Source organism: Rhizobium sp. RAF56 (assembly GCF_052113965.1).
GTDB lineage: Bacteria > Pseudomonadota > Alphaproteobacteria > Rhizobiales > Rhizobiaceae > Rhizobium.
In genome coordinates this window covers 118,143-138,705 of sequence record NZ_JBFRDU010000007.1, presented here as the reverse complement: position 1 = coordinate 138,705, position 20,563 = coordinate 118,143, and the positions used below count along the sequence as shown (strand labels likewise).

The window sequence follows — 20,563 nt, the reverse complement described above, 5'->3', positions numbered from 1 at the left end:
CTGAAAAGGGTATTATGATAGCGATGCATAGGGTTCGCTGGGGTGTTTGCTTGACCGCGCTTGTGATGGGCTGCGGCGCGATCTCCGGCTGCATGAGCAGCCCGACCTACGGCACCAGCAAGACCTCCGGCGAACAGCTTTTCGACGACCTCAGCGATATCGCCTCGGTCTCGGCGATAACGCCGAAGGACAAGGCCGTGAAGTATCCGAACCGTCCGGGTCTCGTCGTTCCGGCTCAGGCAAACCGCGAGCAGCTCGCTCAGCCGCAGCAGTCTCTGGCCAGCAAGGACAACCCGAAGTGGGTCGAGTCTCCCGAGGACGCCCGCAAGCGGCTTGCCGAAGAGGCTAACGACAACAAGGACAATCTGAACTATCGTTCGCCGCTCGCTTCGGCTGATAGCAACCGCTCCAAGCTCACCGACGATCAGCAGCAGGCCGCCTATCGCGCCGCGCGCGATGGTCAGGACGGCACCTACACCGACCAGCGGCGCTACCTTGTCGATCCGCCGCAGCAGTATCGCCAGGTCACCGATGCCGCCGCGATCGACGATGTCGGCACGCCCGAGTTGAAGAAGGAAAAGAAGCGCAAGAAGGATGCCCAGGCCGCTCAGCAGAAGAGCAGCTGGTGGATGCCCTTCCAATAAGCCTCAGCGCTTCGTTCACGCTTCCGTTCGCTTGACCTGAAAGAAATCTCTCAAAATCTCGGCCGCGTCGCTTTCGGCAAGCCCCGAATAGACGTCCGGGGCGTGATGGCAGGTCGGCTGGCTGAAGAAGCGCACGCCGCTTTCCACGGCGCCGCCTTTCGGGTCCTGAGCGCCATAGTAGAGCCGGCGGATCCGTGCGAACGAGATCGCCGCCGCGCACATGGTGCAGGGCTCCAGCGTCACGTAGAGATCGGCACCTTTCAGGCGCTCGTTTCCGATGGCGGCCGCCGCCTCGCGGATAGCCGCGATCTCGGCGTGGGCCGTGACGTCGTTGAGTTCGCGGGTGCGATTGCCCGTCTGACTGATGACGGCGCCGTCCAGTACGACGATCGCGCCGATCGGGATTTCACCGCGGGCGCCGGCCGCGCGTGCTTCCGCAAGCGCCAATTCCATGAAGCGATTTGTCTTCACCATCGAAACGATTTCCACTTACCCCAAGGCCGTCAAACTGGTAGGACAGCCTTTAAAAACTCAGGCAAATAGCAAATGACAATGAATGACAAGCCCAGGCGGCCTGGCTCTAAATCCTTTTCGCCCGACAGGAAGGGCAAGCCCTTCGCAAAACGCGGCGACGAAAAGCCGTCAAGAGGCGGGCCCGAGAAGGCGCGTCCCTTGAAAGTCGGACCCGCGAAGGTCGAAACGGTCGAACCGCAGACCGGCGACAAGGCCGAGCGCATCTCGAAGGTCATGGCGCGCGCCGGCGTCGCCTCGCGCCGCGATATCGAGCGCATGATCATGGAAGGCCGCGTGAGACTGAACGGCGTCGTGCTCGACAGCCCTGTCGTGAACGTCACGCTCGCGGACAAAATAGAGGTGGACGGCACGCCGATGCGCGGCATCGAGCGCACGCGCCTCTGGCTCTATCACAAGCCTGAGGGGCTGGTGACCACCAATTCCGACCCGGAAGGCCGCCCGACCGTCTTCGACAACCTGCCGGAGGAACTGCCGCGCGTAATGTCGATCGGACGCCTTGATATCAACACGGAAGGCCTGTTGCTTCTGACGAACGACGGCGGTCTCGCCCGCGTTCTGGAACTTCCGGCCACCGGCTGGCTGCGCCGATACCGCGTGCGCGCCCATGGCGAAATCGGCCAGGAAGCGCTCGACAAGCTGAAGGAAGGCATTGCCGTCGACGGCGTGCTCTACGGCTCGATCGAGGCGACCCTTGACCGCACGCAGGGCTCGAATGTCTGGATCACAATGGCGCTGCGCGAAGGCAAGAACCGCGAGATCAAGAACGTGCTCGGCGCGCTCGGTCTCGACGTCAATCGCCTCATCCGCATCTCCTACGGTCCCTTCCAGCTCGGCGAGCTGCCGGAAGGCCGGGTGCTGGAGGTGCGCGGCCGCACGCTGCGCGACCAGCTCGGGCCGCGCCTCATCGACGAGGCGAAGGCGAATTTCGACGCGCCGCTTTATAACGCCCCCGCGATTGCCGCCGACGATGCCGACGAGGACGTCGCCGAGCATCGACCGGCAAAACCCGAACGCGCGCCGAAGGGCGAGCACAAAGGTTGGGAAAAGCCCGGCGACAAGCGCGAGCGTGCGCTGAGCCGCCTAGATACCAAGCGCGACGATCGCAGGGACGACCGCCGCGACGGTGGCCGCAAGGACGACGACCGACCAAAGCGTCCGGCTCTCGGGTCGCGGCGCAGCGCCAACGTCTGGATGGCCCCGGGCGCACGGCCGCTCGGCGAAAAGGCAGCCGCGAAAGCCGCCAAGAACGCGAAGACCGATACACGGCGTGGGCGCGATGAGCGGCCGCAGAGCGGCAACTTCGATCGCCCGCACGCAGCCCCGCGCCCGCAGGTCAATCGCGCCCGTGACGCAGAGGGCGAGTGGATCCGTTCGAGCGAAGAGGTCGTCCGCAAGCCGCGAGGCGAGGACGAAGGTTTCGAGCGCAAGCGCTCCTTCGGCGACCGTCCGGATCGAGGCGATCGCCCGAACCGGGGCGATCGTCCGCCGCGCGCCGAGCGTTCGTTCGGTGATCGTCCACGCAGTGATCGCGAGCCTCGCGAACAGGGCGACCGGCCGCGCGCAAAACCGTTCCGCAATGAAGGCCGTCCGCAGGAGCGCTCATTCGGCGACCGTCCCGATCGGGGTGATCGGCCGAACCGCGACGATCGTTCGCCACGCACCGAGCGTTCCTTCGGCGACCGTCCCCGCGCAAAATCCTTCGATGGCGAAAGCCGCAGCGAGCGGCCGCAAGGCGACCGTCCCTTCGCCAAGAAGCCGGCCGGCAAATCCTTCGGCGGCAAGCCGGGCGGTAAGCCGGGTGGCAAGCCGGGTGGCAAGTCGTTCGGCGGCAAGCCAGGCGGAAAGAGCTTTTCCGGACGACCCTCCGGCGGCGCGCCGCGCGGCGGTCCGAGGGGCGGCGGCGCCAAGGGCAAGCGGGGCTGACGCGTCGTGAGGATCGTCGGCGGTGAATTTCGGGGCCGCTCCCTAGCCGTTCCGAAGTCGAATGCGATCCGCCCGACGGCGGACCGCACGCGTGAGAGCCTGTTCAACATCCTCGCGCACGCATATCCAGAAACTATCGACGACTCCCGGATGATGGACGTGTTTGCCGGAACCGGTGCGGTCGGCCTGGAGGCCGCCTCGCGCGGCTGCCGACACGTCCTCTTCGTCGAAAACAGCGTCGAGGGTCGTGGGCTTCTGAGAGAAAACATCGAGTCGCTTGGCCTTACCGGCCGCACCCGCATCCTGCGCCGAGATGCCACCGATCTCGGTTCAGTCGGCAATCTGGAGCCGTTTCAATTTCTCTTCGCCGACCCGCCCTATGCGGAAGGGCTCGGCGAGAAGGCGTTCGCCGCCGCCGCCAAGGGTGGCTGGCTCACGCCCGGTGCGCTCGCTATCCTGGAAGAGCGCGCCGACGTCGTCGTCAACGTTCCCCTCGCATATGTCTTCGTCGAGCAACGGACGTTCGGCGACACCAAAATGCATTTCTTCCGCTATCAGCCGGAGTGAGCGCAAGGCGCCGAAGCGAGAAGGACATGGCCCACAAACCCGCTGCCGACGCCGCGTTGACCCGTGAAAAATCCGGCACCCCCTCGGTCGCCGTCGCCTTCGGATGTGGCGGGGCGCGGGGGCTCGCCCATATCCAGGTTATCGAAGCGCTCGATGAGCTCGGCATCCGGCCGGTTGCGATCGCCGGAGCCTCGTTCGGGGCGATCGTCGGTGCTGCGATGGCGGCGGGCATGTCCGGTGCCGAAATGCGCGACTACACCCTTGCAACAGTCGGTAACAGGACCGCGGTCCTGAACAAGCTCTGGGCGCTCCGGCCGCTCAGCGTCAGGGGTATCCGGCTTGGCCAGTTCAACCTCGAACGTATCCTGCGTGCCTTCCTGCCGCCGGCGTTCCCGGCCGAATTTTCAAGCCTGACGATCCCGCTGAAGGTGGTTGCCACCGATTATTACGGCCAGGCGGAAATCGTAACCGAGACCGGCGATCTCTTCGAGGCGCTCGCCGCATCCGCCGCCATTCCGGCCGTCTTCATGCCGGTCAAGGTCGGCGACCGCCTGATGATCGACGGCGGTATCATCAATCCCGTACCCTATGAGCACGTGATCGACCGGGCGGATATCATCGTTGCGGTCGATGTGGTTGGCGCCCCGGAGGCAGACGGCAGCCAGGTTCCAAACCGCATCGAAAGCATTTTCGGCGCGGGCCAGCTGATGATGCAGGCAAGCATCGCCTTGAAGCTCAAGCTGCAGGCGCCGACGATCTTCCTGCGGCCGAGCGTCGGGCGCACGGGCGTCCTCGATTTCCTGAAGGCGCGCGAGATTTTTGCCTCGTCTGAGGGCGTCAAGGACGAGCTGAAATTCGCACTGGACGCGGCTTTTCGCGCCAGAGCCTGAGCGAAGCTCGGGGCGTACTCTACGCGTTGGCGGTTTCCTCTGCGGGCATAGAGATATCCTCGTCGAAAAGTTCGGCCGTGCGTTTCGGCTTGACCAGAGGTTCCGGCTTCACAGGTTGCGAGAACAGCAGGCCGCGCCCCGCCTGGAGGCCTTCCGAGACCTGCAGCACCAGCCGCGCCTCGTCGCGCTTGCGGATGTCTTCTCCGATCTCATAGGCATCGCTTTCGCTGATCCCCAGCTCCTCCAGCGTGCGCCGACCGAACAGCAGGCCGGATTCCAGCGTCTCGCGCAGTTCGTAGTCGACGCCGCGGTTGCGCAGCGCGATCGAATGGATGCGGTCGTAGGAGCGCACGAAGATCCGTGCATGCGGATAATCCGCCTGCACGAGCTCCACGATCTTGTCGGTGATCTCGCGTGCATGGGTGCAGACAACGACCACCTTGGCGCGGTCGATGCCGGCGGCGCGCAGCACGTCCTTGCGCGTCCCGTCGCCGAAATAGATCCGGAATCCGAAGTTTGCCGCCTGGCGGATACGGTCGGCGGAAAAGTCGATCACGGTCACCTCTCGGCCGCCGGCGAGCAGAATTTGCGCGGCGATCTGGCCGAAGCGCGAAAAGCCGATCATCAAAACGTCGGCCCCCGCGCCCTCGAAGTCCTCGTCCAGTTCTTCGTGCTGGTCTTTCGATAGGAGACGCTTTGAAAGCGTGGCTCCGAGCGGCGTCAAAGCCATCGACAGGGTGACAATGGCGATCAACATCGAAGCGGTGCTCTCGGTAAGGAGGCCGGTGATGCTGGCGGCGCTGAAAAGCACGAAGCCGAATTCGCCGCCCTGCGGCAGCAGGAAGGCAATACGCACGGCATCGTCGTGGCCCGAACCGGTCGCGCGGCAGAGCGCGTAGAGGATGACGCCCTTGACGATCATCATGACCGGAACGGCAAGAACGATGAAGAGCGCATTGTCGAAGATGACCTGCAATTGCAGCGACAGGCCGACGGCGATGAAGAATATTGCCAGGAGGACGCCGCGGAACGGCTCGATGTCTGCCTCCAACTCGTGGCGATAGGAGGACTCGGCAAGCATCACGCCGGAGAGGAAGGCGCCCATGGCCATCGACAGGCCGGCAAGCTGCATCAGGGATGCGGCCCCGATGACGACGAAAAGGGCGGCCGCGATCATCGCCTCGCGTGCGCCGGTGCGGGCAATCACCTGAAAGAGCGGCGTCAGAAGATAACGGCCGGCGACGATCATCCCGCCGACGGCGCCAAAGGCGACGGCAAGGCTGACGAGCGGATTGCCGCTGTCTTCCGCATGACCGTTGAGCACCGACACGAGCGCCAGCAAGGGAACGATTGCAAGATCCTGGAAGAGCAGTATCGAAAAGGAGCGCTGGCCGTAGCGCGTGTTGACGTCGCCGTCCCCTTCGAGAATCTGCATGGCGAAGGCGGTGGAAGAGAGAGCCAGGCCGAAGCCCGCGACGATGCAGCCGCGCCAGCCGGCAATGCCGGCGACATAGGCGATCGCGGTCAGCGCAAGCCCGGTCAACACGACCTGGGCGGTGCCAAGCCCGAAAATGTCTTGCCGTATGGACCAGAGCCGGGAGGGCTTCAGCTCGAGCCCGATGATGAAGAGCAGGAAGACGACGCCGAGCTCCGCTACGCCGAAAACGGATTCCCCGTCGCCGATGCCGTGCAGCACCGGGCCGATGATGACGCCTGCCGCGAGATAGCCGAGCACGGTGCCAAGTCCGAGCTTCTTGAAGATCGGTGCGGTGACGACCGCGCCTCCGAGAAGCAGCAGGGTTTCCGTGAAGAACGCGTTTGGCGTTGTCATCAGCGATTTCTCTCATTTCGGTGGTGATAGGCAGGCGGGACAAGAATCGGTGCGGCCGCCCTTGATGCTTTCTCCAGTGCACAATAAATGGAGCGTGAAGGAAAGGCCAAATCATGACCTCAGAAATAGACTCTGCTCCTCTGCTTTCCCGTGCCTCCCAATTGATCGATCTAGCCCGCCAGGCCGGCGCCGATGCGGCCGACGCAGTCGTGGTGCGCTCCCGCTCGCAATCGGTCAGCGTCCGCCTCGGCAAGGTCGAGGAAACGGAATCGTCCGAGAGCGACGATTTTTCGCTTAGGGTCTTCGTCGGCAAGCGTGTTGCCAGCGTGTCGGCCAACCCCGGCTTTGACCTGAAGGCGCTCGCCGAACGCGCGGTCGCCATGGCGAAGGTCTCGCCCGAAGATCCCTATGCCTGCCTTGCGGACGGGTCGCGGCTCGCCAAGAGCTATCCCGATCTTGAGCTCTTCGATCCGACGACCGTGTCGGCAGACCAGCTGCGCGAGGCGGCGCTCTCGATGGAGGAGGCAGCCCTTGCCGTTTCAGGCGTTACCAATTCGTCGGGTGCTGGCGCCTCTGCGGGGTTCGGGGGGCTCGTGCTTGCCACGTCGCACGGCTTTGCCGGCAGCTATGTCGGCTCCCGCTTCGGACGCTCGGTCAGCGCCATTGCCGGCGAGGGCACCGGCATGGAACGCGACTACGATTTCGACAGCCGCCTCTATTTCGCGGATCTTGACGACCCGCGCGAGATCGGCCGCCGCGCCGGCGAGCGCGTGGTCAAGCGCCTGTCGCCGCGTCAGGTGCCGACGGGCAAGGATCTGACCGTCGTGTTCGATCCGCGCGTCGCGCGCGGCTTCGTCGGCCATATCGCTGGCGCCATCAACGGCGCTGCGGTTGCGCGCAAAACCAGCTTCCTGCGCGACCGGATGGGCCAGCAGGTGTTGAAGGCGGGTCTGTCGATAACCGACGATCCGCTGATCGTGCGCGGGCCATCGTCGCGGCCTTTCGACGGCGAGGGCGTGACCGGCGAGCGAATGGTGATGATCGAGGACGGCGTGCTGAAGCACTGGTTCCTGTCCACCTCGACGGGACGCGAAATCGGCATGGAAACCAACGGCCGCGGCGTGCGCGGCGGCACGACGGTGACGCCTTCTTCCACCAACCTTGCGCTGGAACCGGGCGACATCTCGCCGGAGGAACTGATCCGCGGCGTCGGCAATGGCTTCTACGTGACAGAGCTCATCGGGCAGGGGGTCAATATGCTCACCGGCGAATACAGCCGCGGCGCAACGGGCTTCTGGATCGAGAACGGCGAACTCACTTTCCCGGTTTCCGAAGTGACGATCGCATCCAATCTCAAGGAGATGTTCATGCGCGTGACGCAGGCGAACGATATCGATCGCAAGTATGGCGTTGCGGCTCCGACACTCGCCATCGAGGGCATGACGCTGGCCGGCCTCTGAGCCGAGACGGGATTTTTGGCATGAGCGGCTTGGCCGGGCAGGATTGGCAGCGCGATCTCGACTTGATTTCGCAAGCCGCACGCAAGGCGGGCGAAGTGGCACTTGCCTATTTTCGCCAGTCGCCGGAGGTGTGGTGGAAGAACGAGGGCCGCTCGCCGGTCAGCGCCGCCGACCTGGCCGCAAACGAGATGCTTGCCGAGCTGCTTCGATCCGCGCGGCCGTCCTATGGCTGGCTTTCGGAGGAGACGGACGACGATCTCGCGCGGCTTGCCTGCGAGACGCTGTTCGTGGTCGATCCGATCGACGGCACGCGCGGCTTCCTGCAGGGGCTGGAGAACTGGTGCGTCAGCGTGGCGGTCGTGAGGGGCGGTCGGCCGGTCGCGGGCGTGCTCTTTGCGCCGGCGCTCGGCGAGCTCTACACCGCTGTTGCCGGCGGTGCCGCGCTGAAGAACGGCGAGCCAATCCATGTTTCCGGTCCTGCTGGCGAGGATACACACAGGCTGGCGGTCAGCGAGGAGATGCTCGCGGGCTGCGAACCTGACTTTCGCGAGCGTGTGACACGCGTCAAGCATGTACCGTCGCTCGCATACCGGCTCGCCATGGTGGCCGACGGACGGCTGGAAGGCACGCTGGTCAAGCGCAACTCTCACGATTGGGACCTCGCAGCCGCCGATCTCATCCTCGAGCGCGCCGGCGGCACGCTCTCCGACCTCGAAGGCAAGCCGCTCACCTACAACCGCGCCGAGGTCGTCCACGGCGAGCTATGCGGGGCCGCACCTGTGCACCACAAGGCGCTTCTGCGACAGCTTGCGCATAGGCGCGACAGTTGACGTTTCCGTCAAAATCGCTCACATGATCAGGGTGGGAGGAGAGTTACGGAAAGAGACGACAATGACCGATTCCAGCGGCAAGAAGCAGCTTTTGCACCTCGTATTCGGCGGCGAACTTTCGAATTTGAGCGAAGTTCAATTCCGCGACCTGAAGGACCTCGATATTGTCGGAATTTTCCCCGACTATGCGTCCGCGTTGACGGCCTGGAAGGCCAAGGCGCAGCAGACGGTCGACAACGCCCACATGCGTTACTTCATCGTGCATATGCATCGCCTTCTGGATCCGCACGGCCAAGGCGAAAACCAAGGCTAGCGGACGACCCTCCAGATCGGTTCGATCTGGAGCACGGTCGATACGCAAAGGTCAAAGAGCTACGGGGTCCCTTGCGCGTCAGGCTTGACGCGCGGCGCTGTAGGGTCGGCTCGATCGATACTCAAAACCAACGTCTGGACGGGCGGCGGGCCTCGGTTTTCGCTTGTCTGCAACGTGATGCGGCTGCATCGAAGACCGGCCTCGGGCCGCAACTATAATTGGGAATCGGCTTTGAAAAAGACCGGAATGGATCGGAGGCGGCCAAGATGAGCAGCCTGACAGCGCGCATCGCGCTGGAAGCCTATCGGCTGGCCGGCATGATTGCCTATCCGCTGGTCAGCCCTTATCTCGCTTTCCGCGCCGCCAAGGGCAAGGAAGACCGTGCCCGTCGCGACGAGCGCTTCGGCTTTGCAAGCGCCAACCGGCCGCAGGGACCGCTCATCTGGTTCCACGCCGCAAGCGTCGGCGAGACCTCGGCGGTGATCCCGCTCATTCGCGAAATCCGCAGGCGCGGCATCCACGTGGTGCTGACGACGGGTACGATCACTTCGGCAAAGCTTGCCGCGACGCGTCTCGGCGACGAGGCGATCCACCAGTATGTGCCGCTGGATCTGAAACCGGCCATCCGGCGCTTCCTCGACTATTGGCAACCTGATTGCGCTGTCATGGCGGAATCGGAAATCTGGCCGATGACCATCATGGAATTGGGGCGGCAGGATATCCCTCAGATCCTCGTCAACGCGCGCATGTCGGACCGGTCCTTCGCCCGCTGGACCCGGCGGCCGGCGCTTGCCGAGGCGCTGTTCGAGAACTTCGCACTGGTCGTCGCGCAGTCCGACATCGACGCGCAGCGCTTCCGCGATCTCCAGGCCCGACAGGTCCTCCAGTCAGGCAATCTCAAGGTGGATACCGACGCGCCGCCTTACGATTCGGCAGTGTTCGCCCGCTACAAGAAGCAGCTGGGCGACCGCATGACCTGGGCGGCGGTCTCGACGTTCGAAGGCGAGGAAAGTGCCGCCGCCACCGTTCATCGCGCGCTGAAGGATCACAATCACCAGCTCACCATCATCGTGCCGCGCCATCCGGAGCGTTGCGACGACATCGAGGCGATGCTGGTGGCGCAGGGCCTGAAGGTCGCGCGCCGCACCCGCGACGATGCGTTGACCCCGGATGTCGATATTTTCCTCGGCGATACGATCGGCGAGATGGGGCTCTATCTTCGGCTGACGGAAGTCGCCTTCGTCGGGCGTTCGCTGTTTGCCGAAGGCGGGCAAAATCCGCTGGAGCCGGCGATGCTCGGCTGCGCCATCCTGTCGGGGGGGCAGGTGCAGAATTTCCGCGACGCCTATCAGGCGCTCGCGCGCAGCGGCAGCGCACGGATGGTGCGCGACACCGAGATGCTGGCCAAGGGCGTGCACTATCTTCTGACCAACGACGCTGCGCGTCGCAAGATGATCGATGCCGGCTTTGCCACCGTGCATGATATGCGCGGCGCGTTGGCGGCCACGATCAAGGGGCTCGAGCCCTATATCAATCCGCTGACGGTCAAGGCGAGGCTGTTGCCGAAGACGGCGCAGAGCTGAGGGGTAAGCTATGGCGGATGGCCGGCTGGGCGCGATCCGGGGCATTCTGTTCGACAAGGACGGGACGCTTCTCGACTATGATGAGAGCTGGCTGCCGGTGAACCGGGAACTCGCCGCGATCGCCGCAAAGGGCGATCCGGCGCTGGCCGACCATCTACTTAGCGCTTGTGGAATGGACCCGGTAACCGGCCATATCGTCCCCGACAGCCTGCTTGCCGCAGCCAACACGAGACAGATTTCGGCGGGCCTGGTTGCCGCCGGCTCGCCGATGAACGTCGACGAACTGACCGTGAGGCTGGACGAACTCTTTTCGCATTCGGCGGATTTCTCTGTTCCCGTGACCGATCTTGCGGCCTATTTCAAACGCATGCGCGCTCGCGGCTACCGGCTTGGCGTCGCCTCCAGCGACAATGAGCGCTCCATCCGGCAGACGGCTATTCGCTTCGGCTTCCTCGATTGCCTCGATTATATCGCCGGCTATGACAGCGGCTTCGGGTCCAAGCCGGAAGCGGGGATGGTTCTCGGCTTTTGCCAGAGGGCCGGCCTTCAGCCGGAACAAGTCGCTGTGGTCGGCGACAACAATCACGACCTGCATATGGGTGAGAACGCCGGGGCGGGACTGAAGGTCGCGGTGCTCACCGGCACCGGATCGCGGGAATCGCTGGCACGCGCGTCGGACTACATGTTCGACGATATCACCGGGCTTGAGGACCTCCTGCCGGCTTTGCAGCCGGTTTGAGAACCCTCGATTTTCGGCCGCACTTGCTTTTTCCGTTGATCTGCCTTTTCTTTCCCCAAAACTAATGAATGGCCGCAGGTCCGCAACCATCACCGGACCGCGAGGAGGGTCGCGGACGCATGGTATCGGAAGCACCGCCTTTTTGGTGGACGAAGCCCGATTGGCGGGCATGGCTGCTGTCGCCCGTTTCCTTCATCTACGGTCGGATTGCCGGCTATCGCATGGCACACGCCAAGCGCGCCCCCATTCCAATCCCGGTCATCTGCGTCGGCAATTTCACGGTCGGCGGCGCCGGCAAGACGCCGACGGCGCTGACGCTTGCGCGCGCCGCCAAGGCAAAGGGGTTGAAGCCCGGTTTCTTGAGCCGCGGCTACAGCGGCACGCTGGACGTGACGATGGTCGTGGATCCCGCGCATCATCTTGCCGGCGCGGTCGGCGACGAGCCGCTGCTCTTGGCACAGGAGGCCTTGACGGTGATCTCCCGCCGCAGGGTGGAGGGCGCGGAGCGGCTGGCCAAGGAGGGCGTCGATCTCATCATCATGGATGACGGGTTCCAAAGCGCCCGCCTCGTCATCGACTACGCACTCGTCGTCATCGATACGGTTCGCGGTGTCGGCAACGGACATATCGTGCCCGGAGGTCCGGTCCGCGCCCCCATCCGCCGTCAATTGCGCCACGCTTCCGCGCTGCTGAAGGTCGGGAACGGCGATGCCGCCGACACGATCGTCCGTATGGCGGCGCGTGCCGGAAAGCCGTTCTTCCAGGCATCGCTTGCGGTATCGGGCCACCACGAGGATCTGGCGGGCAAAAGGGTGCTGGCCTTTGCGGGCATTGCCGACCCGAACAAATTCTACCGCACCGTGGAATCGCTCGGCGCGATCATCGCCGCATCGCGCGCCTTCGGCGACCACCAGCACCTGAGCGATGACGAGGTTGACGAAATTCTCGACGTGGCGACCGCCGAGGGCCTGGAGATCGTCACGACCTCCAAGGATTTCGTCCGCCTCGTCGGCGGCCACGGCCGGGCGGAGGAGCTTTCGCGCCGCTGCCGTGTCATCGAGGTAAACATGGCCTTCGCCGACCCACAGGCGCCGCATCTGATCATCGAGCGCGCGATCGCGGCCTGCCGGGAGCGGCGACTGAAGTCGAACAGTGGCGCTTGAGGTTCTATCGACGGCCGAACGAGCGTCTTTCCGGATTGAAGAAAAACGGAAACGGTCTGAAGCAATTCCAGGAAAAGTGTGACGCGGTTTTCCGTCTGGGATTGCGTAGAAGCCAACAGCTAGAATGTTTGCGTGTTTCGAAGAAAAACGAAAACGGTCTGGAGCAATTCCAGGAAAAGTGTGACGCGGTTTTCCGTCCGGGATTGCGTAGAAACAAACAGCTGGAGCGTTTGCGTGTTTCGAAAAAAAACGGAAACGGTCTAGCGCGACTGATTGGGTAGAACGCCCGCACGCTTGTCGGCCTCGAAGGCTGAGGTGACGCTGGCATAGGGCTCCTGGCGTGCGACGCTCCAGTAGCGCAGCTCGTCGAGCGGAATCTGCGCGCCGGTCATGGCGCAGATGACATAGGAACCCGGCATGAGGATCTGGAAGTCGCCGTCGAGATAGCGAACTTTCGCCTCGCGGTTTCCATGTCCCTCGAACAGATTCATCACACGTCTCCCAGTGGCTTTTCTGGACTGCCATACTCCCGCAGGGCCGACATTTCCAGTTTTTTTAGCTCCGGCCGAACAGGCGTTCGATATCGGAGAGCTTCAATTCTATATAGGTCGGCCGACCGTGATTGCACTGGCCGGAGCCGGGCGTTGCCTCCATCTGGCGTAAAAGCGCGTTCATTTCCTCTGGCCGCAGCCGGCGGCCCGAACGCACCGAGCCATGGCAGGCCATGGTCGCGGCGACATATTCCAGCTTTGCCGCGAGGCCGGCGGCCGTGTCCCACTCGGCGATCTCGTCCGCAAGCTGCCGGATCAGGCCCGGCGCATCCATTTCGCCCAACATCGCCGGCGTTTCGCGCACCGCGATTGCCCCGGGGCCGAAGCGCTCGATCGCGAGGCCGAGGTTGCCGAGCCCTTCCGCATGCGCCATCAACCGGTCGCAGTCTTCCTCGGGCAGATCGACGATTTCGGGAATGAGCAGCACCTGCGAGGGCATCCGTTTCGCGTGCAGCGCCTTGCGCATCGCCTCGAAGACGAGGCGCTCATGCGCCGCATGCTGGTCGACGATGACGAGGCCGTCCTCGGTCTGCGCGACGATATAGTTCTCGTGCAGTTGCGCGCGGGCGGCGCCAAGCGGAAAGCGTGTCGGCGGCTCGTCGGGGCGCGGCGCTTCGCGGGTCGCGTTCGCGTCGGCACGCGCGGTAGGAGTGGAAAACGCTTCGAAGGCCGCCTGCGGTGGTTCCGCAAACGCGACATCGCCGCCCGGATCAACGGAATAGGGCCGCGAAGGCGAGGCCTCGGCCGTCCAGGTCGGCGGGGCGGGCGAGGGGCGCCAGCCCGGCTGGAAGCCGGGGCGGAAGGAGCGCAGCATGTCGCTGGCGCCGGTCGTTGCCGCCCTGTCACCGCCGCGCGCCAAGGCCTCGCGCACCGCGCCGACGATGAGCCCCCGCACGAGGCCGGGATCGCGGAAGCGCACGTCCGACTTCGCCGGATGAACATTGACGTCGACCAGCGCCGGGTCGAGCGTCAGCGCGAGCACCGCAACCGGGAAACGCCCTGCCGGAATGGTCTCCGCGTAGGCCCCGCGGATAGCCGAAAGGATCTGCTTGTCCTGCACCGGACGACCGTTGACGAAGGCGTATTGGTGCGCCGAGTTGCCGCGGTTGAAGGTCGGCACGCCGGCAAAGCCGGTGAGCGTCACCTCCTCGCGTTCGGCGTCAAGCTCGATCGCATTTTCCTTGAACTCCCGGCCGAGCACCTGCGCCATGCGGGCAAGATGGTCGTCGCCGGTGGCAGGAAATTCGAGCGTGGTCCGGTCGCTGCCGGAGAGCACGAAGCGCACCCGGGGGAAGGCGATTGCCATGCGCTTGACCACTTCGGTGATCGCGGCGGCCTCGGCTTTTTCGGTCTTCAGGAATTTCAGCCGCGCCGGCGTGGCGAAGAAGAGATCGCGCACCTCCACGATCGTGCCGGGGTTGGCTGCAGCGGGGCGCTGATGCACGACCCGGCCGCCTGCGACCGCGATCTCCGCGCCCTCCGCGCTGCCTGCTTTCCGGCTGGCGATTGAAAGCCGCGCCACCGAGCCGATCGATGGCAGCGCCTCGCCGCGAAAACCGAGCGTTCGGATATCGTCCAGCGTCTCGGAGATTTTCGACGTAAAATGCCGGCGGACCGCGAGTTCGATATCCGCCGCGTCCATGCCCGAGCCGTTGTCGCTGACCCGCAACAATGCCTTGCCGCCGCCGGCTGTCGCGATCTCGATGCGGGTTGCGCCCGCGTCGAGAGCGTTTTCGATCAGTTCCTTGGCGGCGCTCGCGGGTCGCTCAATGACTTCGCCGGCGGCAATCTGGTTGATCAGGGTTTCGGAGAGCTGTCGAATGGCCATGGCGCATTGTCGGGGATTCGTGCGCCCGAGAAAAGGGCAAAGCGCTTTTGCACCGCAATATTAGCAGTTATCGCAAATATTAATCGCGGCTTAAGACAAAGCCCATAATTTGACCGAGCATGACGCAAAGGCCCTGTTCAGCAGGACGCGTTCCGCGATGTTGCGGCCAGTGGTGGGGCGCCGAACCCCTCACAAGATGGCCGCTGCGGTCTCGTCAGGGTTTCGTCTCGGCATGATGTTGCTTGCTCCCCTTAAGCGTACCGCTCGGGATGATATTGGACATATGCGGGAATCGGACACATGAACGCCGGGATCGGCAACGCGGCCTTCGCAGCGACCGGCGATGCGGCTGGGCCTGAAGCGAGCCTTCAGGCAGCGCTGTTCGACGCTGTGTGCGATGGGCTGGCGGCGGCATTCCTGATCTACGACAGGAACGACCTGATCCTGTTTGCAAGCCGCCACGTCCTGAATTTCTTTCCGATCGACCCGAAATTCCTTGAGCCGTCCACCCGGCTGCGAGACCTGCTCGCAGCGGTCTTCGACACGTCCGTCCGGCCGAGCGAGCCCGAGACAAAGACGATCGCCAGCCTCACACGCGAAGACTGGGTGTCACAAAAGATCGCGACCCATTGGCGCGAGCGCCATGAGAGCACCGAGCGATATGCCGGCGACCGCTGGATTCGCATCACCAAGCGACGGTTGCCGAACGGCTACGGCATCTGCGCCGTCTTCGATACGACCGAGGACCGAAACCGCGAGCAGCAGTGGCGTGTCGATCTCGAGCGCGTGCAGCTGACCGAGGATATTCTCGACAACCTGCCGTTTCCGCTTTTCGTGAAAGACCGCGACATGACCTATGTGGCGGTCAACAAGGCTTTTTGCGACAAGTACCAGACGAGCCGGGACGAGGTGCTTGGCCGCAAGGGCTGGGATCTCTTCTCCGCGGACATCGCGGAACGTTTCGAGGAAAGCGACCGCCACGTGCTGGACACCGGCGAAATGGAGGTCTCCCGCCAACGGCAGATCACTCGCGACGGCATGGAGCGCGATATCGTCACCCGCAAGCAGCGGATCGGCAAGCCGGGCCGCCACTTCATCGTCGGCACGATGCACTACCTCCCGCGCGAGGACGGGGAACTCGAAGATTTCTCGCAGGCCACGTCCGTGACGACCGCGGTGGACGGTTCCCACAAGCGCGGTTTCGTGCCCGCGTCCGAGCGCAAGTCGTCGGCGATGGAAACCTTCGTTCCGGAGAAATTTTCAGGGCGCAAGGTTCTCGTCGTCACAAACGATCTCGCCGCCGAATCCGCCGCCCTGAAGATGCTGGCGAAATATGGCTTCGAGGCCTGCTCGGTTTGCGACGAAAACGAGGAAGCCGCCTTTCTCGACGTGGCCAGCACCCACGGCGTGCGGATCGATCTCGTCGTCATCGACAATCAGCTTGGGCTGAAAGCCTTGGAGCATGCCGCGCGCTATCACATCCCCGCGCTCGAGGTGGACGGCTACCAACTCGCCAACGAGCTGATCTTCCTGATCACCCGCCATTTCAACCGCAAAATCCGGCACACGGCTTCCGATCTCGTCGCCGAGGACGACTGGCAGATCAGCACCGGCGACGGGAGCGACGATCTCGACATCCTCGTGGCCGAGGATAACGACATCAACCAGATCGTGTTCTCGCAGATCCTCGAAGGGCTGGGTTACCGCTATCGCATCGCCGCCAGTGGCGACGAAGCAGTCCGCATGTGGAACGACCGCAGGCCGGCAATCATTCTCATGGACGTTTCGCTGCCCGGTCTCGACGGTTTCGAGGCCACGCGGCTCATCCGCGAAATGGAAGAAGGCACCGGCTTCTCCACGCCGATCATCGGCGTGCTCACCCAGGCATTCGAGGGCGACCGGGCCGCATGCATGCAATCGGGCATGAACGACGTCATCATGAAGCCGGTGAGCCCGGACACGCTGGAAACCGTCTTCCAGGCTTTCATTTCGACCGTCGGAAGCCGGGCGGCAGGATAGTGGTCACTCCGAACCCCGCCTTGTCCGAAAGCCAAGGCGGCTCTTGGCGAAGCAACCGCTAGCTGTTTCTTAAGACTTCACGGCCATGCTCGGCTCTCCACGTAGGATAGCTTGAGATAGCGATGTCATCGTCTGAAATGCAGCGCTTGCAGGCAAGCCAAAACGAGTTGCAAGCGATGTCCTATTCCGATCCGCTGACCGGATTGGGCAGTCGCTATCGGATGCGGGATCGCGTGCGGATACTGGCGGCCGAGCGCGCGAGCGACCCCGCGCCGTTCACGATCGGCATTGCCAATCTCGATGCCTTCAAACCGATCAACGATCTTTTCGGCGCAACCGCCGGCGATGAAATCCTCTGTCAGGTCGCGCATCGGCTGAAGGCCTGCATCCCCGACGGCGCCGTCGTGACGCGACATGGCGGCGATGAGTTCGCCTTCGTGTTGCCGCTCGTTTTCGAGCGCGTGGGCGCGGAAAAATTCGGCCAGATGATCCGCGAAGTGCTGTCGGCGCCCTACGATCTCGGCGACCGCAACGTGCGCCTTTCGGCTTCCTTCGGTTTTGCAATCTATCCTTTCGCAGGCGGCGAATTCGAAGATCTGCTGAAGAGCGCCGAAACGGCGCTCTACCGCTCGAAGCGGCGCGGCCGCGGGCAGATAACGGTCTATTCGCAAGAGATCGTCCGGGAGATGCGCCGCGCGACGCAGCTCGAACAGGCGCTGCGCAATGCCATCATATCGGACGCCATCGACGTCCATTTCCAGCCGATCGTATCGCTCGCCAACAATCATGTCGTCGGCTTCGAAGCGTTGGCCCGCTGGCAGGACCCTGATCTGGGTTTCGTCTCGCCGGCCGTCTTCGTTCCTCTCGCCGAGGATCGCGGCTTCATCGATGCGCTCTCGGATACGCTTCTGCGCAAGGCGACGGAGGCAGCGCTGTCCTGGCCGCGCGAGCTCTTCCTGTCGGTCAATCTGTCCTCGGCGCAACTGATGGACCCCGGCACGAGCAGCAGCATTCTTGCCATTCTCGGCCGCGTGGGTTTCGACCCGCACCGCCTTGAGCTTGAAATCACCGAGACCGCGGTGATGACGTCGGCGGATACGGCGCACCGCATCATCGACGATCTCAAGGCCGCCGGCGTGCGCATCTCGCTCGACGATTTCGGCACCGGACAATCGAGCCTCGGCAGGCTGCGTGACTTCCTCTTCGACAAGGTGAAAATCGACCGGGCCTTTGTCTCGAGGATCAATTCGGATCGGGCCTCGGCACACATCATCAAGGCGATCGTGGCGCTGTGCGAGGGGCTCGATCTGACAGTGGTGGCCGAGGGCATAGAGGATGCCGCCGAGGCGGCCAAGCTGCGCGCGCTCGGCTGCACCATGGGGCAGGGCTATTTCTACGGAAAGCCTGCCGACGCCGCGGCGACGCTGCGATTTCTCAACGAAACCCACGCAAGCTTCGCCGACTACGCGACCGCCTGACGGGCAATGCCTGCCAGGCGCGGGCCTTGAGGCGCACGGTGACCAGCGGGCGACGCCAATAAGCCTCGCATTCGCTCGCCCGCTCGGCAATGATGCCTACTGCTTGAGTACTGCGGCGTCCTTGGCGCCGTAGTCACGTGCCGCGATTGTGAGAAGGCGAAAATGGCAAGCTCCAGAGATCCACTGCTGCAGCCCTACCAGCTGAAGCACCTGACGTTGAAAAACCGCATCATGTCCACGGCGCACGAGCCGGCCTATTCCGAAGACGGGATGCCGAAGGATCGCTACCGACTCTATCACGTCGAAAAAGCCAAGGGCGGCATCGCGCTCACCATGACGGCGGGCTCCGCCGTGGTATCGGCGGACTCGCCGCCCTCCTTCGGCAATCTGCACGCCTATCGCGACGAGATCGTGCCGTGGCTGACGCGGCTCGCGGAGGACTGTCACGAGCACGGCGCGGCCGTGATGATCCAGCTGACGCATCTCGGCCGTCGAACGGGCTGGAACCGCGGCGACTGGCTGCCGGTGCTCGCACCCTCGCCGATCCGCGAACCTGCGCATCGCGCCTTTCCGAAGGAGGCGGAAGACTGGGACATCGAGCGCATCGTCGCGGACTATGCCGCCGCCGCTCAGCGCATGCAGGCGGCGGGGCTCGACGGGGTCGAATTCGAGGCCTACGGCCATCTGATGGACGGCTTCTGGTCACCCGCCACCAACCGTCGCGAAGACGAGTACGGCGGTTCGCTGGAAAACCGCATGCGCTTCTCGACCATGGTGACGGAGGCGGTGCGCAAGGCCGTCGGACCGGATTTCATCGTCGGCATCCGCCTGGTGGCCGACGAGGACTGGGAGAAAGGGCTTTCGCGCGAGGAAGGCGTCGAGATAGCGAGCCTCCTTGCCCGTTCCGGGAGCATCGATTTCCTGAACATCATTCGCGGCCATATCGATCACGATGCGCCGCTCGCCAAGGTGATCCCAATTCAGGGCATGGCATCCGCGCCGCATCTCGATTTTGCCGGCGAGGTGCGTGCCATCACGAAGTTTCCGGTTTTCCACGCCGCCCGTATCGCCGACATAGCGACCGCCCGTCATGCAATCGCCGAAGGCAAGCTCGATATGGTCGGCATGACCCGTGCCCATATCGCCGACCCGCATATCGTGAAAAAGATCATGGCCGGCGAGGAGATGCGTATCCGCCCCTGCGTCGGCGCGACCTACTGCCTCGATCGCATCTATGAGGGCGGGGAGGCGCTCTGTATCCACAATGCCGCGACCAGCCGCGAGGCTGAAATTCCGCACGACGTTGAAAAGGCGGCCGTTTCCCGCCGTGCCGTCGTGGTCGGCGCTGGCCCGGCGGGGCTCGAGGCGGCCCGCGTGCTCGCCGAGCGCGGCCACAGCGTTACCGTGCTGGAAGCGACGGGCAGGGCGGGGGGGCAGGTGAACCTCCTTATCCGCAATCCGCGACGCAGGGAGATGATCGGGATCATCGACTGGCGCGTCGCCGAGTTGGATAGACTGGGAGTCGCGATAAACTACGATGTCTTTGCGGGCGTGGACGAGGTGCTTGCGGAAGCCCCGGACCTTGTCGTCATCGCCACCGGTGGGATTGCGCAATCGCCGGAGCTGGATGCCGGCGAGGAACTCGTCACCTCCAGCTGGGACATTCTGGCCGGTGCCGTCAAACCCGAAGGCCCGGTCCTGCTCTTCGACGACAATGGCGGACATCCGGGCATGTCAGCCGCCGAGGTGATCGCCGAAACCGGCGCTGAACTGGAACTGGTGTCGCCCGAGCGCTTCTTCGCGCCCGAAATGGGCGGCCTCAACCACGTCCCATACGCCAAGGTTTTTGCCGACAAGCATGTTCGCGTCACCATCAATACGCGCCTCAAGTCGGTACGGCGCGACGGCAATGCTCTGGTGGCGGTGCTCGGATCGGATTTTTCAGAGAGCGCCGTGGTGGAGCGGCGTGTCGCGCAGGTCGTGGTGGAGCACGGCACGATGGCCAATGCCGATCTTTATCTCGAACTGAAGCCGCTTTCGCGCAATCTCGGAGCAGTCGACTATGGCGCGCTGCTGAGGCGCGAGACGCCACTTCCCGAGCGCAATGCGGACGGCGGTTTCGATCTCATCCGCATCGGCGACGCAGTCTCCAGCCGAAACATCCATGCGGCGATATATGACGCCTTGCGCTACTGTACGTTGCTGTAGCC

General features: G+C 64.0%; 16 protein-coding genes and 1 pseudogene. 13 read left to right on the top strand and 4 right to left on the bottom strand.

What is annotated here, in order from left to right; translation table 11 throughout:
• The first annotated feature begins 14 nt into the window (after positions 1-14).
• On the top strand, positions 15-644 hold the full coding sequence (locus tag AB4048_RS08070; RefSeq protein ID WP_442201484.1) for a hypothetical protein: 630 nt from the start codon (positions 15-17) through the stop codon (positions 642-644).
• A 15-nt stretch (positions 645-659) separates the two neighbouring features.
• Here AB4048_RS08070 and AB4048_RS08065 read toward each other — a convergent pair whose 3' ends face one another.
• Positions 660-1,118 carry a nucleoside deaminase gene (locus AB4048_RS08065; protein ID WP_442201411.1) on the bottom strand — a complete coding sequence of 153 codons (459 nt, stop codon included), beginning with the start codon at positions 1,116-1,118 and terminating at the stop codon, positions 660-662.
• Positions 1,119-1,190: 72 nt separating this feature from the next.
• On the opposite strand from AB4048_RS08065, the pseudogene AB4048_RS08060 reads away from it, so the two are divergent.
• The 3 genes and pseudogenes from AB4048_RS08060 to AB4048_RS08050 all read left to right on the top strand — a co-directional run bounded on the left by AB4048_RS08060 (position 1,191) and on the right by AB4048_RS08050 (position 4,558).
• A pseudogene (locus AB4048_RS08060) lies at positions 1,191-3,127 on the top strand (pseudouridine synthase).
• Entirely contained in the window at positions 3,108-3,668 is a 561-nt protein-coding gene (gene rsmD, locus AB4048_RS08055) for a 16S rRNA (guanine(966)-N(2))-methyltransferase RsmD (RefSeq protein WP_442201410.1), read from the top strand. The pseudogene AB4048_RS08060 and the gene rsmD overlap by 20 nt, the downstream one beginning before the upstream one ends.
• A gap of 26 nt (positions 3,669-3,694) precedes the next feature.
• Positions 3,695-4,558, top strand: a complete 864-nt coding sequence (locus AB4048_RS08050) for a patatin-like phospholipase family protein (RefSeq protein WP_442201409.1) — start codon at positions 3,695-3,697, stop codon at positions 4,556-4,558.
• Between the two features lie 19 nt (positions 4,559-4,577).
• Here the strand turns inward: AB4048_RS08050 and AB4048_RS08045 are convergent, their stop codons facing one another.
• The gene (locus AB4048_RS08045) at positions 4,578-6,389 is read right to left on the bottom strand and encodes a monovalent cation:proton antiporter-2 (CPA2) family protein (protein ID WP_442201408.1); all 1,812 of its coding nucleotides are present in this window, start codon (positions 6,387-6,389) and stop codon (positions 4,578-4,580) included.
• A gap of 113 nt (positions 6,390-6,502) precedes the next feature.
• Here AB4048_RS08045 and AB4048_RS08040 point away from each other — a divergent pair, with 113 nt between their 5' ends.
• The 6 genes from AB4048_RS08040 (at position 6,503) to lpxK (ending at position 12,477) form a co-directional block, all read left to right on the top strand.
• On the top strand, positions 6,503-7,849 hold the full coding sequence (locus AB4048_RS08040; RefSeq protein WP_442201407.1) for a TldD/PmbA family protein: 1,347 nt from the start codon (positions 6,503-6,505) through the stop codon (positions 7,847-7,849).
• Positions 7,850-7,869: 20 nt separating this feature from the next.
• Positions 7,870-8,679, top strand: a complete 810-nt coding sequence (locus AB4048_RS08035; protein ID WP_442201406.1) for a 3'(2'),5'-bisphosphate nucleotidase CysQ — start codon at positions 7,870-7,872, stop codon at positions 8,677-8,679.
• Positions 8,680-8,740: 61 nt separating this feature from the next.
• Positions 8,741-8,992, top strand: coding sequence for a DUF4170 domain-containing protein (locus tag AB4048_RS08030; protein WP_442201405.1), 252 nt, complete (start codon positions 8,741-8,743; stop codon positions 8,990-8,992).
• A gap of 266 nt (positions 8,993-9,258) precedes the next feature.
• A complete protein-coding gene (waaA, locus tag AB4048_RS08025) occupies positions 9,259-10,575 on the top strand; it encodes a lipid IV(A) 3-deoxy-D-manno-octulosonic acid transferase (protein WP_442201404.1) in 1,317 nt (438 codons plus the stop codon).
• A gap of 10 nt (positions 10,576-10,585) precedes the next feature.
• Entirely contained in the window at positions 10,586-11,314 is a 729-nt protein-coding gene (locus tag AB4048_RS08020; RefSeq protein ID WP_442201403.1) for an HAD family hydrolase, read from the top strand.
• A gap of 119 nt (positions 11,315-11,433) precedes the next feature.
• The gene (lpxK, locus tag AB4048_RS08015) at positions 11,434-12,477 is read left to right on the top strand and encodes a tetraacyldisaccharide 4'-kinase (RefSeq protein ID WP_442201402.1); all 1,044 of its coding nucleotides are present in this window, start codon (positions 11,434-11,436) and stop codon (positions 12,475-12,477) included.
• Positions 12,478-12,737: 260 nt separating this feature from the next.
• Here lpxK and AB4048_RS08010 read toward each other — a convergent pair whose 3' ends face one another.
• Together AB4048_RS08010 and mutL are read right to left on the bottom strand one after the other, a co-directional pair.
• Positions 12,738-12,968 (bottom strand): DUF2093 domain-containing protein, encoded by a 231-nt coding sequence (locus tag AB4048_RS08010; RefSeq protein WP_442201401.1) that lies wholly within the window; start codon positions 12,966-12,968, stop codon positions 12,738-12,740.
• A 64-nt stretch (positions 12,969-13,032) separates the two neighbouring features.
• On the bottom strand, positions 13,033-14,856 hold the full coding sequence (gene mutL, locus AB4048_RS08005; protein ID WP_442201400.1) for a DNA mismatch repair endonuclease MutL: 1,824 nt from the start codon (positions 14,854-14,856) through the stop codon (positions 13,033-13,035).
• A gap of 300 nt (positions 14,857-15,156) precedes the next feature.
• Here mutL and AB4048_RS08000 point away from each other — a divergent pair, with 300 nt between their 5' ends.
• From AB4048_RS08000 to AB4048_RS07990, 3 genes are all read left to right on the top strand, one after another.
• A complete protein-coding gene (locus AB4048_RS08000) occupies positions 15,157-16,875 on the top strand; it encodes a response regulator (RefSeq protein ID WP_442201399.1) in 1,719 nt (572 codons plus the stop codon).
• Positions 16,876-16,997: 122 nt separating this feature from the next.
• Complete coding sequence (locus AB4048_RS07995; RefSeq protein ID WP_442201398.1) at positions 16,998-18,353, top strand: putative bifunctional diguanylate cyclase/phosphodiesterase; 1,356 nt, start codon at positions 16,998-17,000, stop codon at positions 18,351-18,353.
• Positions 18,354-18,515: 162 nt separating this feature from the next.
• The gene (locus AB4048_RS07990; RefSeq protein WP_442201397.1) at positions 18,516-20,561 is read left to right on the top strand and encodes an oxidoreductase; all 2,046 of its coding nucleotides are present in this window, start codon (positions 18,516-18,518) and stop codon (positions 20,559-20,561) included.
• The last annotated feature ends 2 nt before the right edge of the window (positions 20,562-20,563 follow it).

What these genes read in the sequence shown, in the direction of transcription:
- lpxK (WP_442201402.1), top strand. Translation starts at nt 11,434, where the DNA reads ATGGTATCGGAAGCACCGCCTTTTTGGTGGACGAAGCCCGATTGGCGG.
- AB4048_RS07990 (WP_442201397.1), top strand. Translation starts at nt 18,516, where the DNA reads ATGGCAAGCTCCAGAGATCCACTGCTGCAGCCCTACCAGCTGAAGCAC.
- AB4048_RS08000 (WP_442201399.1), top strand. Translation starts at nt 15,157, where the DNA reads ATGAACGCCGGGATCGGCAACGCGGCCTTCGCAGCGACCGGCGATGCG.
- waaA (WP_442201404.1), top strand. Translation starts at nt 9,259, where the DNA reads ATGAGCAGCCTGACAGCGCGCATCGCGCTGGAAGCCTATCGGCTGGCC.
- AB4048_RS07995 (WP_442201398.1), top strand. Translation starts at nt 16,998, where the DNA reads ATGTCATCGTCTGAAATGCAGCGCTTGCAGGCAAGCCAAAACGAGTTG.
- AB4048_RS08040 (WP_442201407.1), top strand. Translation starts at nt 6,503, where the DNA reads ATGACCTCAGAAATAGACTCTGCTCCTCTGCTTTCCCGTGCCTCCCAA.
- AB4048_RS08035 (WP_442201406.1), top strand. Translation starts at nt 7,870, where the DNA reads ATGAGCGGCTTGGCCGGGCAGGATTGGCAGCGCGATCTCGACTTGATT.
- mutL (WP_442201400.1), bottom strand. Translation starts at nt 14,856, where the DNA reads ATGGCCATTCGACAGCTCTCCGAAACCCTGATCAACCAGATTGCCGCC.
- AB4048_RS08020 (WP_442201403.1), top strand. Translation starts at nt 10,586, where the DNA reads ATGGCGGATGGCCGGCTGGGCGCGATCCGGGGCATTCTGTTCGACAAG.
- AB4048_RS08065 (WP_442201411.1), bottom strand. Translation starts at nt 1,118, where the DNA reads ATGGTGAAGACAAATCGCTTCATGGAATTGGCGCTTGCGGAAGCACGC.
- AB4048_RS08030 (WP_442201405.1), top strand. Translation starts at nt 8,741, where the DNA reads ATGACCGATTCCAGCGGCAAGAAGCAGCTTTTGCACCTCGTATTCGGC.
- AB4048_RS08045 (WP_442201408.1), bottom strand. Translation starts at nt 6,389, where the DNA reads ATGACAACGCCAAACGCGTTCTTCACGGAAACCCTGCTGCTTCTCGGA.
- AB4048_RS08070 (WP_442201484.1), top strand. Translation starts at nt 15, where the DNA reads ATGATAGCGATGCATAGGGTTCGCTGGGGTGTTTGCTTGACCGCGCTT.
- AB4048_RS08050 (WP_442201409.1), top strand. Translation starts at nt 3,695, where the DNA reads ATGGCCCACAAACCCGCTGCCGACGCCGCGTTGACCCGTGAAAAATCC.
- AB4048_RS08010 (WP_442201401.1), bottom strand. Translation starts at nt 12,968, where the DNA reads ATGAATCTGTTCGAGGGACATGGAAACCGCGAGGCGAAAGTTCGCTAT.